Below are 16,215 nucleotides of genomic sequence, written 5' to 3' on the forward strand. Positions count from 1 at the left end.
AGAAGAATAGAAGAATAGAAAGAAAAAAGCCTCTGAGAACAGAGGCTTTTAAAATTACGTTTCAGCTAAGCGTGTTGCGTAATGCTTACAGGCCTGCGAAGTCCGCAAGGATAGCGGCTTTGTCAGTTGCTTCCCAAGGGAACTCTTCGCGACCGAAGTGGCCGTATGCAGCAGTCTGCTTGTAGATAGGTTGAAGAAGGTTCAGCATCTCTTGAAGACCGTATGGACGTAGGTCGAAGTTTTGACGAACAGCTTCAATGATGATCTCGTGAGCTACTTTTTCAGTACCAAACGTTTCAACCATGATAGATGTTGGATCTGCAACGCCGATAGCGTAAGACAGTTGAATCTCACAACGGTCAGCCATACCAGCAGCAACGATGTTTTTCGCAACGTAACGCGCTGCGTAAGCTGCAGAACGGTCAACTTTTGATGGATCTTTACCAGAGAATGCACCGCCACCGTGACGAGCTGCGCCGCCGTAGGTATCAACGATGATCTTACGACCTGTTAGACCACAGTCACCCATTGGGCCACCGATTACGAAACGGCCTGTTGGGTTGATGAAGAAGTTAGTGTCTTTGTTGATCCACTCAGCAGGAAGTACTGGCTTGATGATCTCTTCCATTACCGCTTCACGTAGGTCAGGTGTTGTTACTGAATCACAGTGTTGAGTTGAAAGAACGACTGCGTCGATACCAACGATCTTACCTTGGTCGTATTGGAACGTAACTTGAGATTTCGCATCTGGGCGAAGGAAGTCAAGCTTGCCGCTCTTACGAACTTCAGCTTGCTTCTTAACAAGCAAGTGAGAGTACGTAATTGGGGCTGGCATTAGGATTGGTGTTTCATTAGTCGCGTAACCAAACATGATACCTTGGTCACCTGCGCCTTGATCTTTAGGATCGGCTTTATCAACACCTTGGTTGATGTCTGGAGACTGCTTACCGATTGTGTTTAGTACTGCACAAGAGTCAGCGTCAAAGCCCATATCAGAATGAACGTAACCAATTTCACGTACGGTTTCACGAGTGATTTCTTCGATATCAACCCATGCTGACGTAGTTACTTCACCACCAACCATAACCATGCCGGTTTTTACGTAAGTCTCACAAGCAACGCGTGCTTTTGGATCTTGTTCAATGATGGCATCAAGAACAGCATCTGAGATTTGGTCTGCAATTTTATCTGGATGGCCTTCTGATACAGATTCAGAAGTGAATAGGTGCTTAGCCATGAGAGCTCCACTTTTAGTTTAGTTTTTAGTTGCAAATAGTTAAATGCAAATAATTTATGCCGTCGCAATCAAGGAAGCGCCGCCATTCAATACAGTATATTTTGTAGGTGTTTCTACATCTAGACGGCTATTTTAAATTCCAATGGTCGAATTACAAGCTCTTTTTTATGATATGTCATAACTAAACGTTTGCGTGCTGGTAGGAGGAAGGCATTGTTAAGTGGTGGAAATGATCGAAAATTGCGGGAAATGACCGTTAAAGTGCCAGTAAAACGTTTGCAGTCGCTATAGTCGTTTGAGAGAATACCCGCGCTAATAAAAATGTTAACTTTAGCATCTATCTCTTTTTTAAATCGCTTATGTATCCAGGAGCAGACATGCCTTCTCGTAAAGATCTAGCCAATGCAATCCGCGCACTTAGCATGGACGGTGTTCAACAAGCAAATTCAGGCCACCCAGGCGCACCTATGGGTATGGCTGACATCGCTGAAGTTCTTTGGCGTGGCCACTTGAACCACAACCCAGCAAACCCAGAGTGGGCTGACCGCGACCGTTTTATCCTGTCTAACGGCCATGGTTCAATGTTGATTTATTCTCTACTTCATCTTGCAGGTTACGAGCTTTCAATTGAAGACCTTAAAAACTTCCGTCAACTGCACTCTAAGACTCCAGGTCACCCAGAGTACGGTTACGCTCCTGGTATCGAGACAACGACGGGCCCTCTAGGTCAAGGCATCACTAACGCTGTTGGTATGGCAATGGCTGAGAAAGCACTGGCTGCACAGTTCAACAAAGAAGGCCACGACATCGTCGATCACTTCACTTATGCGTTCATGGGTGATGGTTGTCTGATGGAAGGTATTTCTCACGAAGCATGTTCGCTAGCGGGTACTCTAGGTCTTGGTAAGCTGATTGCTTTCTGGGATGACAACGGCATTTCTATCGATGGTGAAGTTGAAGGTTGGTTCTCTGACGATACACCTAAGCGTTTTGAAGCATACGGCTGGCACGTAATCCCAGCGGTAGATGGTCACGATGCTGACGCTATCAATGCAGCGATTGAAGCGGCTAAAGCGGATCCTCGTCCAACACTTATCTGTACTAAGACTATTATCGGTTTTGGTTCTCCAAACAAAGCGGGTACGCACGACTGTCACGGTGCTCCACTAGGCGCTGATGAAATCACAGCAACTAAAGCGGCACTGGGTTGGGAACACGGTCCTTTCGAAATTCCAGCTGATATCGCAGCTGAGTGGAATGCGAAAGAAGCAGGCGCAGCGAAAGAAGCAGCGTGGAGTGCTAAGTTTGACGCATACGCAGCGGCTCACCCTGAGCTGGCAGCTGAATTCAAACGTCGTACTAACGGCGATCTTCCAGCTGAGTGGGAAGAGAAAGCAAACGCAATCATTGCTGATCTTCAAGCTAACCCAGCAAACATCGCATCACGTAAAGCATCTCAAAACGCACTAGAAGCGTTTGGTGCTATGCTACCTGAATTCATGGGCGGCTCTGCTGACCTTGCGCCTTCTAACCTGACTATGTGGTCTGGTTCTAAGTCGCTTGAAGCGAACAACTTCTCAGGTAACTACATCCACTACGGTGTACGTGAATTCGGTATGACGGCTATCATGAACGGTATTGCTCTGCACGGTGGTTTCGTACCATACGGCGCAACGTTCCTAATGTTCATGGAATACGCACGTAACGCAATGCGTATGGCTGCTCTGATGAAAGTTCAGAACATTCAAGTTTACACGCATGACTCTATCGGTCTTGGCGAAGATGGGCCTACTCACCAACCGGTTGAGCAGATCGCTTCTCTACGTCTAACTCCAAACATGAGCACATGGCGCCCATGTGACCAAGTTGAGTCTGCTGTTGCTTGGAAACTGGCAATCGAACGCAAAGATGGTCCTTCTGCACTTATCTTCTCTCGTCAGAACCTTGCACAGCAAGACCGTGGCGCTGAGCAAGTAGCTAACATCGCCAAGGGTGGTTACATCCTGAAAGATTGTGCTGGTAAGCCAGAGCTAATCATCATCGCTACAGGTTCTGAAGTTGAGCTTGCAGTTGAAGCTGCTGCACAACTAACCGCTGAAGGTAAAGCAGTACGCGTAGTATCTATGCCTGCAACTGACGCGTTCGACAAGCAAGACGCTGAATACCGTGAGTCTGTACTTCCATCTGATGTTACAGCGCGTATCGCAGTAGAAGCTGGCATCGCTGACTTCTGGTACAAATACGTTGGCTTCGGTGGCAAGATCATCGGTATGACAACGTTCGGCGAATCTGCACCAGCAGGTGAGCTATTCAAAATGTTCGGTTTCACTACTGAAAACGTAGTAAACACAGCGAAAGAACTATTAGCGTAAAGTCCGCTTATAAATAAGAGAAAACGGAGCCAAGTGGCTCCGTTTTTTTATGCGTGCAATATTGAACCTAATGCTGATACAAATGAACTTATTCGAATTCATTTCCCCAGTTATCCACTTCTTGAGTGCCACATACTTTACATTTCACATAACGATCCATGTTGTAGTAATGACCACCATTGATAATTGAATTAGCAAACAGCTTTATTCTTCCTAACAAAGTTTTGTCGGTATCATAGCTGCTTGTTTGGCGAACAAGAATTTCACTATGTGGCGTTTCTTTATTGCACGTTTTACAAAAATGAGTCGCTGGAAATCCAGACATAACCTTTTCCTTTGGTTGAGAAAACTAGGTTAGAAACAGCCGTAGAATTAGGTCAGACTCATTTAGATATCATTGCATAATAGCTATTACATTCGCTAGATTTATAAATTCATTTTGTCGAGGTATGTCGCTTAATTGATTTAGTGAGGAAATGTTACCTACTCCTGCACTCAGTACTTGTTTAGGTATTTAGCAATAGAGTTAACTGTGCATAGAGTCATTTGTAACGAACAGCTTACATTGCGGAGTTTGAGCGCATTTCGTTATTAATATTCTTGAAAGATATAACGAAGTAAGAGAATGTTGGCGCGTTGTTTTCATATGAAAGGTCTAGCATGACAAACAAAGTAATCTTGGTGGTCGATGATAGTCAGGACATTCTTGATGCTCTTAGTGAATATCTGGAACGTTCAAGCTTTACGGTTATCACAGCTCTTGAAGGCAATGAGATGTGGAATAAGCTTGAAACTGTCACTCCAGATCTCATTATTTTAGACATCATGCTACCCGGAGATGATGGTTTGACCTTGTGCCAGAAACTACGTCTTCAATCTCAAGTTCCCATTATTATGCTCACCGCAGTAACCGACGATGCTGATCGAATAGCAGGATTAGAAATTGGCGCTGATGACTATATTACTAAGTCATTTAACCCACGTGAGCTATTAGCCAGAATCAAAGCTTTATTGCGGCGTTCCACGTTTAGCCATAGCCAAGGTGAACGGACTCTGAAATTCATGGATTGGACTTTTGACACTCTTAAACGACAACTGAAACATGAAGATGGAGAGGTGGTATCTCTTTCTAGTGCTGACTATAACTTGCTTACGCTCATGTTGGATTCCCCCAACCAATTATTAAGCCGAAATGATATTGCTCAAGCTCTTTGGGGGAGGGATGCGGAACCACTAGAAAGAGGCATTGATGTACAAATTAGCCGGTTAAGGAAGCAATTAAGAGACGATGACCGTAACACGATTATGACGGTAAGGCATCGCGGCTATATGTTAGTGATCGATTCACATATCAATCGTATTAAATTTTGAAAAAAAACATACACCAGTCAATGGTTGCGCGTATCACCCTGTCTACGTTCATGGTTATTCTCATGGCTGAAATACTGGCAGGTGCGGTATGGTTTACGGCAACATCAGCATCAAAAAAAGAGTCAGCTAGCCACGCCATGACAGCTATATCATCAGCTGCAGCAGATACTATTAATTACTTCTCTGGCTTACCCATTAATTACCGTCACTTGGTGTTGGAACAGCTACGAAATATAGGAGGAACAAGGTTTTTCATATCCATAAATAACCATAAACTTCCTATCACTTCTTTATCTGATTACTCATTGGTTCCTCAGATGGAAGTACAAGCGTCTGAACTTCTGAATCAGCAACTTAGAGACTCCCGCAAAGTGCATGTCACTTTGACTAAGCGAGAAGATTTACGGGTGTTTAACTCTGGTATAAAGCTTCATGAACTTCCTGCATTGTGGAAAGACTACAGTTTAGTATTAGGAAAACTGGATCTCCCAATTGCTGTTATTCAGGTGGAGTTTTCAGATAATGAATGGCTTTATTTAGCCACCGTTCTACCGCTGTCTTTTGATAGTCTGACCGATAATTTCATTGATAGCAGACAAGTCATATTTCTCCTTATTGTTACCTTCATGCTTATGGGTGTTTCTTATGTTGTCTTACAGAAGGAAATTCGTCCTTTTCGTTCTTTAGCACGCTCTGCCACTCTTATGGGGTCGCAAATGCAGATTGAAGAAATCAAAGAGGAAGGCAGCTCTGAAACCAGAGCGGCTATTCATGCTTTCAACAAAATGAACCGTCGAATCAAATCGTATTTGCGGGATAGAGATATGTTTTTTAATGCGATATCCCATGATATTAAAACACCATTAGCCTGTTTAAAGTTACGAACTGAAATGATGGATGATGAGCAAACAAAGTTAAGGTTTGAAAAGCTATTGAACGAAGTCGATATGATGTTGAACGGGGCTTTGCAATATATGCGAGAGAATGACATCCACGAAGAGTTAGAGTGGATTGATATTAACGATATCCTTGAACAATGCGCGGCTGTTCATAACAAAAATGGAGTATGCGTAAGCTTGATAGATCTGCCAAGGATTGAGCTTTATGGCAAGCCACTAGCAATCAAACGTTGTTTATTCAACTTAGTTGATAATGGCGTTAAATATGGAAATACGGTCGACATCAGTATGTTTTCTCACTCTGATTCTATTCAAATCGTGCTGCGTGATGCAGGAAAAGGAATCAAAGAAGATATGTTAGAAAAAGTCTTTGAACCTTACTTTAGAGACAATGATACAGGCATTGAAGGTTCAGGTTTGGGACTAGCAATTGCTCGTAGTATCGCAAGGGCACACGGTGGGGACGTTCAGTTATCTAATTCACCAGAAGGTGGGCTTGAGGTGGACATTATTTTGGTGAATGCCCTATGAAAAAATGGTTACTGTTAAGTCTTTTGTTATCGACGAACCCCGCGTTTTCTTCCCCCTCTGTTGAAATGCTGCATTGGTGGACGGCTGCTGGAGAAGAAAAAGCGTGGTCGGTCATCGAGAAGCAATTTGAATCTCTGCCTTATACATTAAAAAGTGAACCAATCAGTGGCGGTGGTGGTGCACCTGCCAAAGCGATTCTTCAAGCCAGAGCTATTGCCGGGTATTCCCCTGATATTGCTCTTATGGAAGGTCCGGCTATTCAGTCATGGGCGGCGTTAGGTTTTTTAAATGATGTCAATGAAGTCGCAGAATCGCAGAGGTGGGATCAGTCGCTGTATCCTGATATTAAAGCCATTCACCAATATGACGGGAACTTTGTCGCCATACCTTTGAATATCCATCGATTAAATTGGATGTGGATAAATAAAAAGGTACTAAATCAGCATCAACTTTCATCACCTCAGACGTGGGACTCGTTACTTTTAGCATTAACTACGCTGAAAAGTAAGGGGGTTAATCCTTTGGCTTTGGGAGAAGACTCTTGGCAAATTGTGCAAGTTTTTGAAAATATTGCATTCGGAGTAGGTGGGGCAAATTATTATCGACAGGCATTTGTGGATTTAGACCCTGACGCATTAAATAGCGACAAAACACTTGAGGCGCTTAAGCGCTTTCGCTCTCTGGCTAATATTGTCGGTAGTGATTTACCGAGTATTAGTTGGGATCAGGGGACAAAATCTTTGCTTGAAGGGGAGTTTGCCTTTCAATTTACAGGCGATTGGGCTCTGGGAGAGATGTTTATTAGTGCAGAAGGTGAAATTCCAGATTACATAGAATGTCGAGCGTTCCCTTCTACGGAAAAAGGTTTTATCTACAATGTTGATAGCTTGGCATTTTTTACAAAAGTAACGGGTGAAGATCATAATATGGTATCGGTAATGACCTCGTTATCTTCTCTCCAATTTCTTTTAGACTTCAGTAAAAAGAAAGGTTCCATACCTGCTCAAGCAAATATACCTGTGAATGAATTATCACGATGCCAACAGCAATCTTATCAAGATTACATTCATGCGAGTTCTGAAGGTACAGCTATGCCAAGCTTGACCGATTCAATGGCTGTTAACCCTGTTCTTCAGAATGCGGTATCCAACGAGTTATATCGCTACTTTATGGACTCTTCCATTTCAGCGGAAACACTTATTGGACACCTACATGCTATTAATAATGAGGTGTTTCGTTAGCTTCTTGTTCTTCTTTTGACTTTAAATGTCTAGCTAGAAATTACTATGTACCTTCGACATTTTCCAGCCTAGGTCTATTGTAAAAAACGAGTTACAAACTACTTGCTATTTGTAACCTTGAGATTCAATTAGCTTGATAAAGTTCATTGGTATTCTAACGATATTAAAGGACTTTATTATGCTAGATAGTTTTAAAAGCGGCTTATCTAAGCTTTCCTTAATTGGTAAAGCATTGATGTTGCCCATATCTATATTACCCGCAGCGGGGTTATTACTTGCCTTCGGTGCTAAGCTCGACATTCCCTTAATGATGCGTGCTGGTGGCGTTATATTTGATAACTTAGCCTTACTGTTTGCGGTAGGAGCCGCGGTTGGTTTGACTAAGGAGTCAGGGATTGCCGCTTTAGCCGCGATTGTCGCCATGGTCGTGATGAATGCGACAATGGGGGTGGCGCTCGGCATTACACCTGAGATGGCGATGGGAGGTGGCCGTTATGCAATGGTGATGGGTATTCCTTCATTGCAAACAGGTGTCTTTGGCGGACTCATTGCAGGTATCCTCGCAGCCGTTATGTATCAACGTTTCTATGATACTAAGCTGCCTGATTTCCTTGGTTTCTTTGCCGGTAAACGCTTTGTACCGATTGTGACTGCGTTTTCTGCATTCCTAATTGGTTTAGTTTTACCCCATATTTGGTCATATATTCAATCAGGTATTGACGCGCTATCGCATATGGCGAATGGCGGAAACATGTACGTATCAACTTTCATCTACGGATTTATGGAGCGCGCTTTAATTCCAGTTGGTCTCCATCATATTTTTTATAGCCCTTATTGGTTTTCTTTCGGTGAGTACACAACTGCCGCGGGGACCATTGTAAATGGCGATCATACCATTTGGTTTAAAATGCTTGAAGATGGAGTAAAAACGTTCTCAACCAGTGAATACCAAGAAGCAGGAAAATTCCTATCGGGTAATTTTGCTATCTACATGTTTGCTTTCCCTGCTGCATGTTTAGCTATGTATCATGAAGCGAATGATAAAAATAAAAAAATTGCAGCAGGTATTTTAGGCTCTGCTGCTCTTACTTCGTTTGTTACAGGTATAACAGAACCCGTTGAATTTGCTTTTATCTTTGTCGCACCTTTACTTTATGTTTTTTCTGCAATCATGGCAGGGGTGTCTTACGCGGTGACTTATGCGTTGGATGTTCATATTGGTAAAACCTTCTCAGCCGGCATTATTGATTTCGTGTCTTTTGGTGTTCTTCCCGCGATGGATGGGTTCAAAACTAACTGGATCAATGTGATTCTTTGGGGGCTAACCATGGCCGCTATTTATTACACGGTTTTCCGTTTTGCTATTCGAAAGTTCAATTTGAAAACAGTAGGACGTGAGGATACTCAAAGTAAGGCGATCACTTTGGACAATGAAGATTTAGCTAGTGAAATCACAATCTTGATTGGTGGTGCCGCTAACATTACTTCGATAGGAGCATGTATTACGAGATTGCGTTTACAGATTAAAGATCAGGCTCTTGTGAATGAACAAGGAATCAAAGACCTAGGTGCTATGGGGGTCATAAAAGTAGGTTCAAGTGGCCTGCAAATTATTTTGGGCTCAAGAGCTCAATTTGTGGCTGATCTTATGAGTGAAAGAACTGGTGAGTCACCAAGTGCACTATCAACTAACCCAAGTTAAAAGTACGGGCTACTTCCGATAAAGCTGATGGCAACAAGCTTGTTGTCTCTTATACATAAATAGTAACGCTATCAACGTTATGGTTGGTGGCGTCTATTTATATTTAAAGTTTTGAAGTTATGACAGCTTTAGTATTCAACTAATGCGCTTTGAGTAGGATTCAGTTATCATCTGTTGCACGAAATTTTGGTTAGATGTACGGAACTATGCTAAAAGTCGCGATAAACGGATTTGGACGAATAGGGCGTAATGTATTGCGCGCTGTCTATGAAAGTGGCAAAAGCCAACAAATCAAAGTAGTAGCGGTCAATGAGCTTGCTCAGCCTGACGCTATGGCTCACCTATTGCAGTATGACACCAGTCACGGCCGCTTCGGCAAGAAAATCTCTAATGATCAAGAGCACATTTATGTTCATCATGGCATTGGTGCTGAAGATAAAGGCGAGTTTGATACCATTCGTATCTTACACCTGGCTGATATTGAACTGTTGCCTTGGCGTGATCTTGAAGTCGATATTGTTCTCGATTGTACCGGTGTTTACGGTTGCCGAGATGATGGCCTAGCGCACATCGCTGCTGGAGCTAAAAAGGTACTGTTTTCACACCCTGGTGCTAACGACCTTGATAACACCATTATCTATGGTGTGAATCACGATACCATCCAAGCTGACCACCAAATCGTTTCCAATGGTTCATGCACCACTAACTGTATTGTCCCTATCATTAAAGTACTTGATGATGCCTTTGGCATCGAGTCCGGTACCATCACAACGATTCACTCTTCAATGAATGATCAGCAAGTTATTGATGCATACCATAGCGACTTGCGTCGTACTCGAGCGGCAAGCCAATCTATCATTCCTGTCGACACCAAATTGCATAAAGGTATTGAAAGAATCTTCCCGAAATTTTCTAACAAGTTCGAAGCGATATCTGTGCGTGTGCCGACGGTAAACGTCACTGCGATGGATTTAAGTGTCACAATTAATACAAATGTGAAAGTTAATGACGTAAATCAAACCATTGTTAATGCTTCCCAGTGTACATTACACAATATAGTTGACTATACTGAAGCGCCGCTCGTTTCCATCGACTTTAATCACGATCCCCATAGCGCAATCGTTGATGGTTCACAAACTCGAGTGAGCAATGGCACCTTAGTAAAAATGCTAGTGTGGTGCGACAATGAATGGGGCTTTGCGAACCGAATGCTGGATACGGTTCTTGCAATGCAAGCTTCAGAAGGCAAGAAGTAAGACCTAGAAGCAAATGTGTGGATTATTTATTTTTTGGCTTGAAATAAATACTAAGTGTCCACATATTATGAGTAGTTAAAGCATTACCAGTTGAATAATTTATAGGCTTAGCAGGGTTGCTGAGTTTCCAAAACTTTATTTTTATTTAAATTTGAGAGGACAAATCATGTCTGTGATCAAGATGACTGACCTGGAACTTGCAGGTAAACGCGTATTCATCCGTGCTGACCTAAACGTACCAGTAAAAGACGGTAAAGTAACTTCAGATGCACGTATCCTTGCATCTCTACCAACTATCAAACTTTGCCTAGAAGCTGGCGCAAAAGTTATGGTTACTTCTCACCTTGGTCGCCCTACTGAAGGCGAGTACAACGAAGAGTTCTCTCTAGCTCCTGTAGTTAACTACCTAAACGACGCACTAGATTGCGACGTTAAACTAGCAAAAGATTACCTAGATGGTCTTGAGCTAAACGCTGGTGAACTTGTTGTACTAGAAAATGTACGTTTCAACAAAGGCGAGAAGAAGAACGAAGAAGCACTATCTAAGCAGTACGCTGCGCTATGTGACATCTTCGTAATGGATGCATTCGGTACGGCTCACCGTGCACAAGCATCTACTCACGGTGTTGGTACTCACGCTCCTGTAGCATGTGCTGGTCCTCTTCTAGCTGCTGAACTTGAAGCGCTAGGTAAAGCTATGGACAACCCAGAGCGTCCACTAGTTGCTATCGTTGGTGGTTCTAAAGTTTCTACTAAGCTAACAGTTCTAGAATCTCTTTCTAAAATCGCTGACCAACTTGTTGTTGGTGGTGGTATCGCGAATACATTTATTGCAGCTGAAGGTCACAATGTAGGTAAGTCTCTATACGAAGCGGACCTAGTTGAAACAGCTCAGAAGCTAATGAAAGAGTGTGCTATTCCAGTAGCAACTGATGTTGCATGTGCTAAAGCATTCGATGAAAACGCAGAAGCTGAAATCAAGCACGTTTCTGAAGTGCAAGATGACGACATGATCTTCGACCTTGGTCCAGATTCAACTGCTGCTCTTGCTGAAATCATCGGCAATGCAAAAACTATCCTTTGGAACGGTCCTGTAGGCGTATTCGAATTCAAGAACTTCGAAGCAGGTACAGCTGGTATTTCTAAAGCAATCGCTGAGTCTGCAGGTTTCTCTGTAGCAGGTGGTGGTGACACGCTAGCAGCTATCGACAAGTTCGGTATCAAAGCTGACGTTTCTTACATCTCTACTGGCGGCGGCGCTTTCCTTGAATTCGTTGAAGGAAAAGTACTTCCTGCAGTAGCAATGCTTGAAGAGCGTGCTAAAGCATAATTGATTTAGAAAGGCGAGATGCGAATCTCGCCTTTTAACGTTTGCTGCATATCACACTTTTTTGCTAGAATGGCATCAGTTGTGAGCAAACGATTGCAAGTTTTTAAACTTAAGTTTTTTAATCTTAAAACGATAGAATAAATAGGACTATTTCCATGTCTAAGATCTTCGATTTTGTAAAACCTGGTGTGATTTCTGGCGATGACGTACAGAAAGTATTTGAAGTAGCAAAAGAAAACAAATTTGCTCTTCCTGCTGTAAACGTTGTTGGTACTGACTCTGTAAACGCAGTACTAGAAGCAGCAGCTAAAGTTAAATCTCCGGTAGTTGTTCAGTTCTCTAACGGCGGCGCTGCATTCTTCGCAGGTAAAGGCGTTAAACTTGAAGGTCAAGGTCCACAAATCCTTGGTGCTGTAGCTGGTGCTAAATATGTACACGCTGTAGCTGAAGCTTACGGTGTTCCAGTTATCCTACACACTGACCACGCTGCTAAGAAACTTCTACCATGGATCGACGGTCTACTAGACGCTGGTGAAGAGTTCTTCGCACAAACTGGTAAGCCACTATTCTCTTCTCACATGCTAGACCTTTCTGAAGAGTCTCTAGAAGAGAACATCGAAACATGTGCTAAGTACCTAGAGCGCATGGCTAAAATGAACATGACAATCGAGATTGAACTTGGTTGTACTGGTGGTGAAGAAGACGGCGTTGATAACTCTGATATGGATGCATCTGAGCTTTACACTTCTCCAGAAGACGTAGCATACGCATACGAGAAACTAATGGCTGTTAGCCCACGTTTCACTATCGCTGCTTCTTTCGGTAACGTACACGGTGTTTACCAAGCTGGTAACGTTGTACTTACTCCAACAATCCTACGTGATTCTCAAGCATACTGTGCAGAGAAGTTCGGTATCGCACCTAACGCTCTAAACTTCGTATTCCACGGTGGTTCTGGTTCTTCTGAAGCAGAAATCCAAGAGTCTATCGGCTACGGTGTTATCAAAATGAACATCGATACAGATACACAGTGGGCAACTTGGGATGGTATCCGTCAGTACTCTGCTGACAACTTCGATTACCTACAAGGTCAAATTGGTAACCCTAAAGGTGCAGACCAACCAAACAAGAAGTTCTACGATCCACGCGTATGGCTACGTGCTGGTCAAGCTTCAATGGTTACTCGTCTTGAGAAAGCATTTGCTGACCTTAACGCTGTAGACGTACTATAATTCTTTGAATTAAGTACTCTTTAAGTTTTAAAAACCCGCTCATTGAGCGGGTTTTTTTATGTCTGATAAAAACTTGTATTAAATATGTGAAAAACCTAGCCTACGATGAATAAATTTCGTAGTCTTTTAGTTATCGGTATTTGCGTCTATTGGTAAGTTTTATTAATTCAAAAGCTTACATAAATATGACTTTGCAATATGTCAAAGATAGGATATCGTGCCGAAAAACTGGACCTGGTTCAGTTTAAAAAAAAGGACTTGGCTTTAATTTACTTTTAACACAGTGACTTAACAGGAGTTAAACTGTTTATTGTAAAAGTAAGTTTGGCTTAAGACAGTTTAGCTCATAGCATATTATATAGAGGATGCACATTATGGCTGATGGTTCGACAGCGCTTGAGACTCCAATTGTGGATGGTTTATCTCAGGCCGAGCAGTGGTTAACAAATAATTCAGATCTATTTATCCAATACGGTGTAAACATTATCTCTGCACTGATAATTCTATTTATTGGTAACTTGATTGTTAAAGCAGTCGCGAATAGCGTATCTAAGGTTCTTCAGAAGAAGAAGATGGATCGAGCTGTTGTGGAGTTTATCCACGGTTTAGTTCGTTACTTATTGTTTGTTATTGTTCTTATCGCTGCACTTGGTCGTTTAGGCGTTCAAACTGCATCTGTGGTCGCTGTTATTGGTGCGGCTGGTTTAGCCGTTGGTCTTGCGCTGCAAGGCTCACTATCTAACTTTGCAGCGGGTGTACTTATCGTTGCATTCCGTCCATTCAAGTCTGGTGACTACGTGGAAATTGGTGGTGTAGCGGGTTCAGTTGATTCAATTCAGATCTTCCAAACTGTTTTAACAACACCAGACAACAAAATGGTTGTAGTACCTAACGGAAGCGTTATCGGTAGCCCAATCACTAACTATTCTCGTCATGCGACGCGCCGTATTGACCTAATGATTGGTGTTTCTTACAACGCTGATCTTCAGAAGACAAAAGCGCTACTGACTAAGATCTGTGAATCTGATGAGCGCGTATTGAAAGATCCAGGTGTTCAAGTAGGTGTTCACACGCTAGCTGATTCTTCAGTTAATTTTGTTGTTCGTCCATGGGTTAGCACTGCTGACTACTGGAATGTTTATTTCGACCTTATGCAAGCTATCAAAGAAGGCTTGGACAACGAAGGTATCGAAATCCCATTCCCGCAAATGGATGTACACATGAATAAAGTTGAAGCTTAATTTCTAGTTAGTTTTTATAGCTATTAGCTTCTATAAGGAAAGGCGGATAACTTAGGTTATTCGCCTTTTTTGTTGGATGAGTAAAGTTTGTTTGATGACTAAAGAAGAAGAATAGGTTTACCCGTATTGCTCAATGAGTCCATTGGCGAGCACAAGTGCAATAGCGAACATCATGGCTGCTACTGCGATATCGATGCCTTTCTTAACTTTAGGTTTCGATAGCGTTGGACCTAGCTTTGCTGCGCCTAATGATAAGGAATAAAACCACACGAATGAAGCTAAGATAGTCCCCATCGCAAACGCAATTCTGTCGTTGCCTTCAAACTGCCCGCCAATGGATCCTAGAATCACCACGGTATCCAAATAGAGGTGTGGGTTTAATACTGTTACAGCTAATGCACCCAAAATAACGGTGCGCTTGCCACGAGCCAACACCTCACTTTTTGATTCATCACTGGTGCGCGTTTTGAATGCACTGCGCAGTGATAGCAAACCATATACCGTTAGAAAAGCGATACCGCCCAATGTCACAGAGGTAAGTAGCAATTCATTTTGCGACAGAATTGCTCCGCCACCAAAGATACCCAATGAGATAAACAGAGTGTCGAGCAGGCTACAAATTGTCGCTGTGGTTAAATGGTGGTTGCGCTTTATCCCCTGATTTAGGACGTACGCATTCTGAGCGCCAATAGGGATAATCATGCTTGCCCCTAGACCAAAACCTTGTAATAAAACCCAAAAATTCATTTTAACCTCCACTTAATTAACGATATTTACGTGCTATATGGCGAAGATACTCTGACCTTTTAAATAAGTATAATTAATGATTTTAATCCATTATTAGAGTTGCTAATGTGCTGTTGGGTTAGCTTAAAAAGGAAGCAAATTGATGCGTGGATTGGATTATAAATGGATAGAAGCACTGGATGCTGTGGTGAAACAACGTAGCTTTGAGAGGGCCGCAGAGCAGTTATACATTTCCCAATCAGCGGTGTCTCAACGTATCAAACAGCTGGAAAAATGGTTAGCTCAGCCTGCTTTGGTGAGAGAAAACCCGCCTAGGCCAACTCCAGCTGGTAAAAAGTTATTGGGTTTGTATCGTCGTGTTCGCTTGTTAGAGCACGAGCTTGTGCCTGAGTTAATGAATGAAGAAGGTACTCAACCACTATCGATATCCATAGCCACCAACGCTGATAGTTTGGCGACATGGTTGTTACCTGCACTGTCGGATGTGATGAAGTCTCGTCAAGTCGAGTTGAACCTCGCAATTCATGGTGAGGCGAGAACCATTGAAAAAATAAAAAGCGGTGAGGTTGCCGGTGCCATCAGTTTGGAACCTCAAGCGATTCCTGGGTGCAGTGCAGACTACCTCGGTAGGATGGATTATGTGTGTGTGGCGAGCCCTGATTTTCATCAGCGTTACTTTTCAGACGGCGTAAACTACGCCACCTTAAGCAAAGCGCCTGCGGTTTCTTATGATCAATACGATGATCTGCATAAGAAGTTTCTGCATGACCATTTTAACGTACCGAGAGACAGTGTGATCAATCATACGGTCGGCAGTTCAGAAGCATTTGTGCGCTTGGCATTATCGGGTGTTGCCTATTGCTTGATTCCTCGATTGCAGATTATCGAGGAACTAGAGTCTGGTGCTTTGATTGATATTACCCCTGGCTTTCTGCTGTCTTATCGCATCTATTGGCACCATTGGCAGCTTGAGAGTGGGGTGCTAAAAGAGGTATCCCAGGCGATATTAAGTTTTGCTCACAATCATTTACCTCAGTAAGTTGTTGGTTTTTTCAG

The 16,215-nt window shown here is 42.8% G+C and carries 13 protein-coding genes; 10 read left to right on the forward strand and 3 right to left on the reverse strand.

Translation table 11 applies throughout. From position 1 onward, the window contains the following. Positions 1-85: 85 nt before the first annotated feature. Complete coding sequence (gene metK / locus AB4407_RS11390; protein WP_009847676.1) at positions 86-1,237, reverse strand: methionine adenosyltransferase; 1,152 nt, start codon at positions 1,235-1,237, stop codon at positions 86-88. Between the two features lie 377 nt (positions 1,238-1,614). On the opposite strand from metK, the gene tkt reads away from it, so the two are divergent. Then, entirely contained in the window at positions 1,615-3,609 is a 1,995-nt protein-coding gene (gene tkt / locus AB4407_RS11395; protein WP_372120626.1) for a transketolase, read from the forward strand. 88 nt (positions 3,610-3,697) lie between these two features. Here the strand turns inward: tkt and AB4407_RS11400 are convergent, their stop codons facing one another. Then, positions 3,698-3,934, reverse strand: coding sequence for a hypothetical protein (locus tag AB4407_RS11400; protein WP_372120627.1), 237 nt, complete (start codon positions 3,932-3,934; stop codon positions 3,698-3,700). A 335-nt stretch (positions 3,935-4,269) separates the two neighbouring features. On the opposite strand from AB4407_RS11400, the gene AB4407_RS11405 reads away from it, so the two are divergent. The 8 genes from AB4407_RS11405 to mscS all read left to right on the forward strand — a co-directional run bounded on the left by AB4407_RS11405 (position 4,270) and on the right by mscS (position 14,412). Continuing rightward, a complete protein-coding gene (locus tag AB4407_RS11405; protein ID WP_372120628.1) occupies positions 4,270-4,980 on the forward strand; it encodes a response regulator in 711 nt (236 codons plus the stop codon). After that, positions 4,977-6,410: an ATP-binding protein gene (locus AB4407_RS11410; protein ID WP_372120629.1), complete on the forward strand. Its 1,434-nt coding sequence runs from the start codon at positions 4,977-4,979 to the stop codon at positions 6,408-6,410. The genes AB4407_RS11405 and AB4407_RS11410 overlap by 4 nt, the downstream gene beginning before the upstream one ends. Then, the gene (locus AB4407_RS11415; protein WP_372120630.1) at positions 6,407-7,651 is read left to right on the forward strand and encodes an ABC transporter substrate-binding protein; all 1,245 of its coding nucleotides are present in this window, start codon (positions 6,407-6,409) and stop codon (positions 7,649-7,651) included. The genes AB4407_RS11410 and AB4407_RS11415 overlap by 4 nt, the downstream gene beginning before the upstream one ends. A gap of 178 nt (positions 7,652-7,829) precedes the next feature. Further along, the gene (locus AB4407_RS11420) at positions 7,830-9,353 is read left to right on the forward strand and encodes a PTS transporter subunit EIIC (protein ID WP_029222971.1); all 1,524 of its coding nucleotides are present in this window, start codon (positions 7,830-7,832) and stop codon (positions 9,351-9,353) included. 206 nt (positions 9,354-9,559) lie between these two features. Beyond that, positions 9,560-10,609: an erythrose-4-phosphate dehydrogenase gene (epd, locus tag AB4407_RS11425; RefSeq protein ID WP_372120667.1), complete on the forward strand. Its 1,050-nt coding sequence runs from the start codon at positions 9,560-9,562 to the stop codon at positions 10,607-10,609. Between the two features lie 166 nt (positions 10,610-10,775). Then, complete coding sequence (locus AB4407_RS11430; RefSeq protein ID WP_372120631.1) at positions 10,776-11,939, forward strand: phosphoglycerate kinase; 1,164 nt, start codon at positions 10,776-10,778, stop codon at positions 11,937-11,939. A gap of 155 nt (positions 11,940-12,094) precedes the next feature. Beyond that, a complete protein-coding gene (gene fbaA / locus AB4407_RS11435; protein WP_372120632.1) occupies positions 12,095-13,171 on the forward strand; it encodes a class II fructose-bisphosphate aldolase in 1,077 nt (358 codons plus the stop codon). Positions 13,172-13,545: 374 nt separating this feature from the next. Beyond that, complete coding sequence (mscS, locus tag AB4407_RS11440; RefSeq protein ID WP_372120633.1) at positions 13,546-14,412, forward strand: small-conductance mechanosensitive channel MscS; 867 nt, start codon at positions 13,546-13,548, stop codon at positions 14,410-14,412. 117 nt (positions 14,413-14,529) lie between these two features. Here the strand turns inward: mscS and AB4407_RS11445 are convergent, their stop codons facing one another. Further along, positions 14,530-15,159: a LysE/ArgO family amino acid transporter gene (locus AB4407_RS11445; RefSeq protein WP_372120634.1), complete on the reverse strand. Its 630-nt coding sequence runs from the start codon at positions 15,157-15,159 to the stop codon at positions 14,530-14,532. 142 nt (positions 15,160-15,301) lie between these two features. Between AB4407_RS11445 and AB4407_RS11450 the strand changes: the two genes are divergently transcribed. Further along, the gene (locus AB4407_RS11450; protein ID WP_372120635.1) at positions 15,302-16,198 is read left to right on the forward strand and encodes a LysR family transcriptional regulator ArgP; all 897 of its coding nucleotides are present in this window, start codon (positions 15,302-15,304) and stop codon (positions 16,196-16,198) included. Positions 16,199-16,215: the final 17 nt, after the last annotated feature.

The sequence above is a fragment of the Vibrio sp. 10N.261.46.E11 genome, from assembly GCF_041472735.1.
Taxonomy (GTDB): domain Bacteria; phylum Pseudomonadota; class Gammaproteobacteria; order Enterobacterales; family Vibrionaceae; genus Vibrio.

What these genes read in the sequence shown, in the direction of transcription:
- metK (WP_009847676.1), bottom strand. Translation starts at nt 1,237, where the DNA reads ATGGCTAAGCACCTATTCACTTCTGAATCTGTATCAGAAGGCCATCCA.
- tkt (WP_372120626.1), top strand. Translation starts at nt 1,615, where the DNA reads ATGCCTTCTCGTAAAGATCTAGCCAATGCAATCCGCGCACTTAGCATG.
- AB4407_RS11400 (WP_372120627.1), bottom strand. Translation starts at nt 3,934, where the DNA reads ATGTCTGGATTTCCAGCGACTCATTTTTGTAAAACGTGCAATAAAGAA.
- AB4407_RS11405 (WP_372120628.1), top strand. Translation starts at nt 4,270, where the DNA reads ATGACAAACAAAGTAATCTTGGTGGTCGATGATAGTCAGGACATTCTT.
- AB4407_RS11415 (WP_372120630.1), top strand. Translation starts at nt 6,407, where the DNA reads ATGAAAAAATGGTTACTGTTAAGTCTTTTGTTATCGACGAACCCCGCG.
- AB4407_RS11420 (WP_029222971.1), top strand. Translation starts at nt 7,830, where the DNA reads ATGCTAGATAGTTTTAAAAGCGGCTTATCTAAGCTTTCCTTAATTGGT.
- epd (WP_372120667.1), top strand. Translation starts at nt 9,560, where the DNA reads ATGCTAAAAGTCGCGATAAACGGATTTGGACGAATAGGGCGTAATGTA.
- AB4407_RS11430 (WP_372120631.1), top strand. Translation starts at nt 10,776, where the DNA reads ATGTCTGTGATCAAGATGACTGACCTGGAACTTGCAGGTAAACGCGTA.
- fbaA (WP_372120632.1), top strand. Translation starts at nt 12,095, where the DNA reads ATGTCTAAGATCTTCGATTTTGTAAAACCTGGTGTGATTTCTGGCGAT.
- mscS (WP_372120633.1), top strand. Translation starts at nt 13,546, where the DNA reads ATGGCTGATGGTTCGACAGCGCTTGAGACTCCAATTGTGGATGGTTTA.
- AB4407_RS11445 (WP_372120634.1), bottom strand. Translation starts at nt 15,159, where the DNA reads ATGAATTTTTGGGTTTTATTACAAGGTTTTGGTCTAGGGGCAAGCATG.
- AB4407_RS11450 (WP_372120635.1), top strand. Translation starts at nt 15,302, where the DNA reads ATGCGTGGATTGGATTATAAATGGATAGAAGCACTGGATGCTGTGGTG.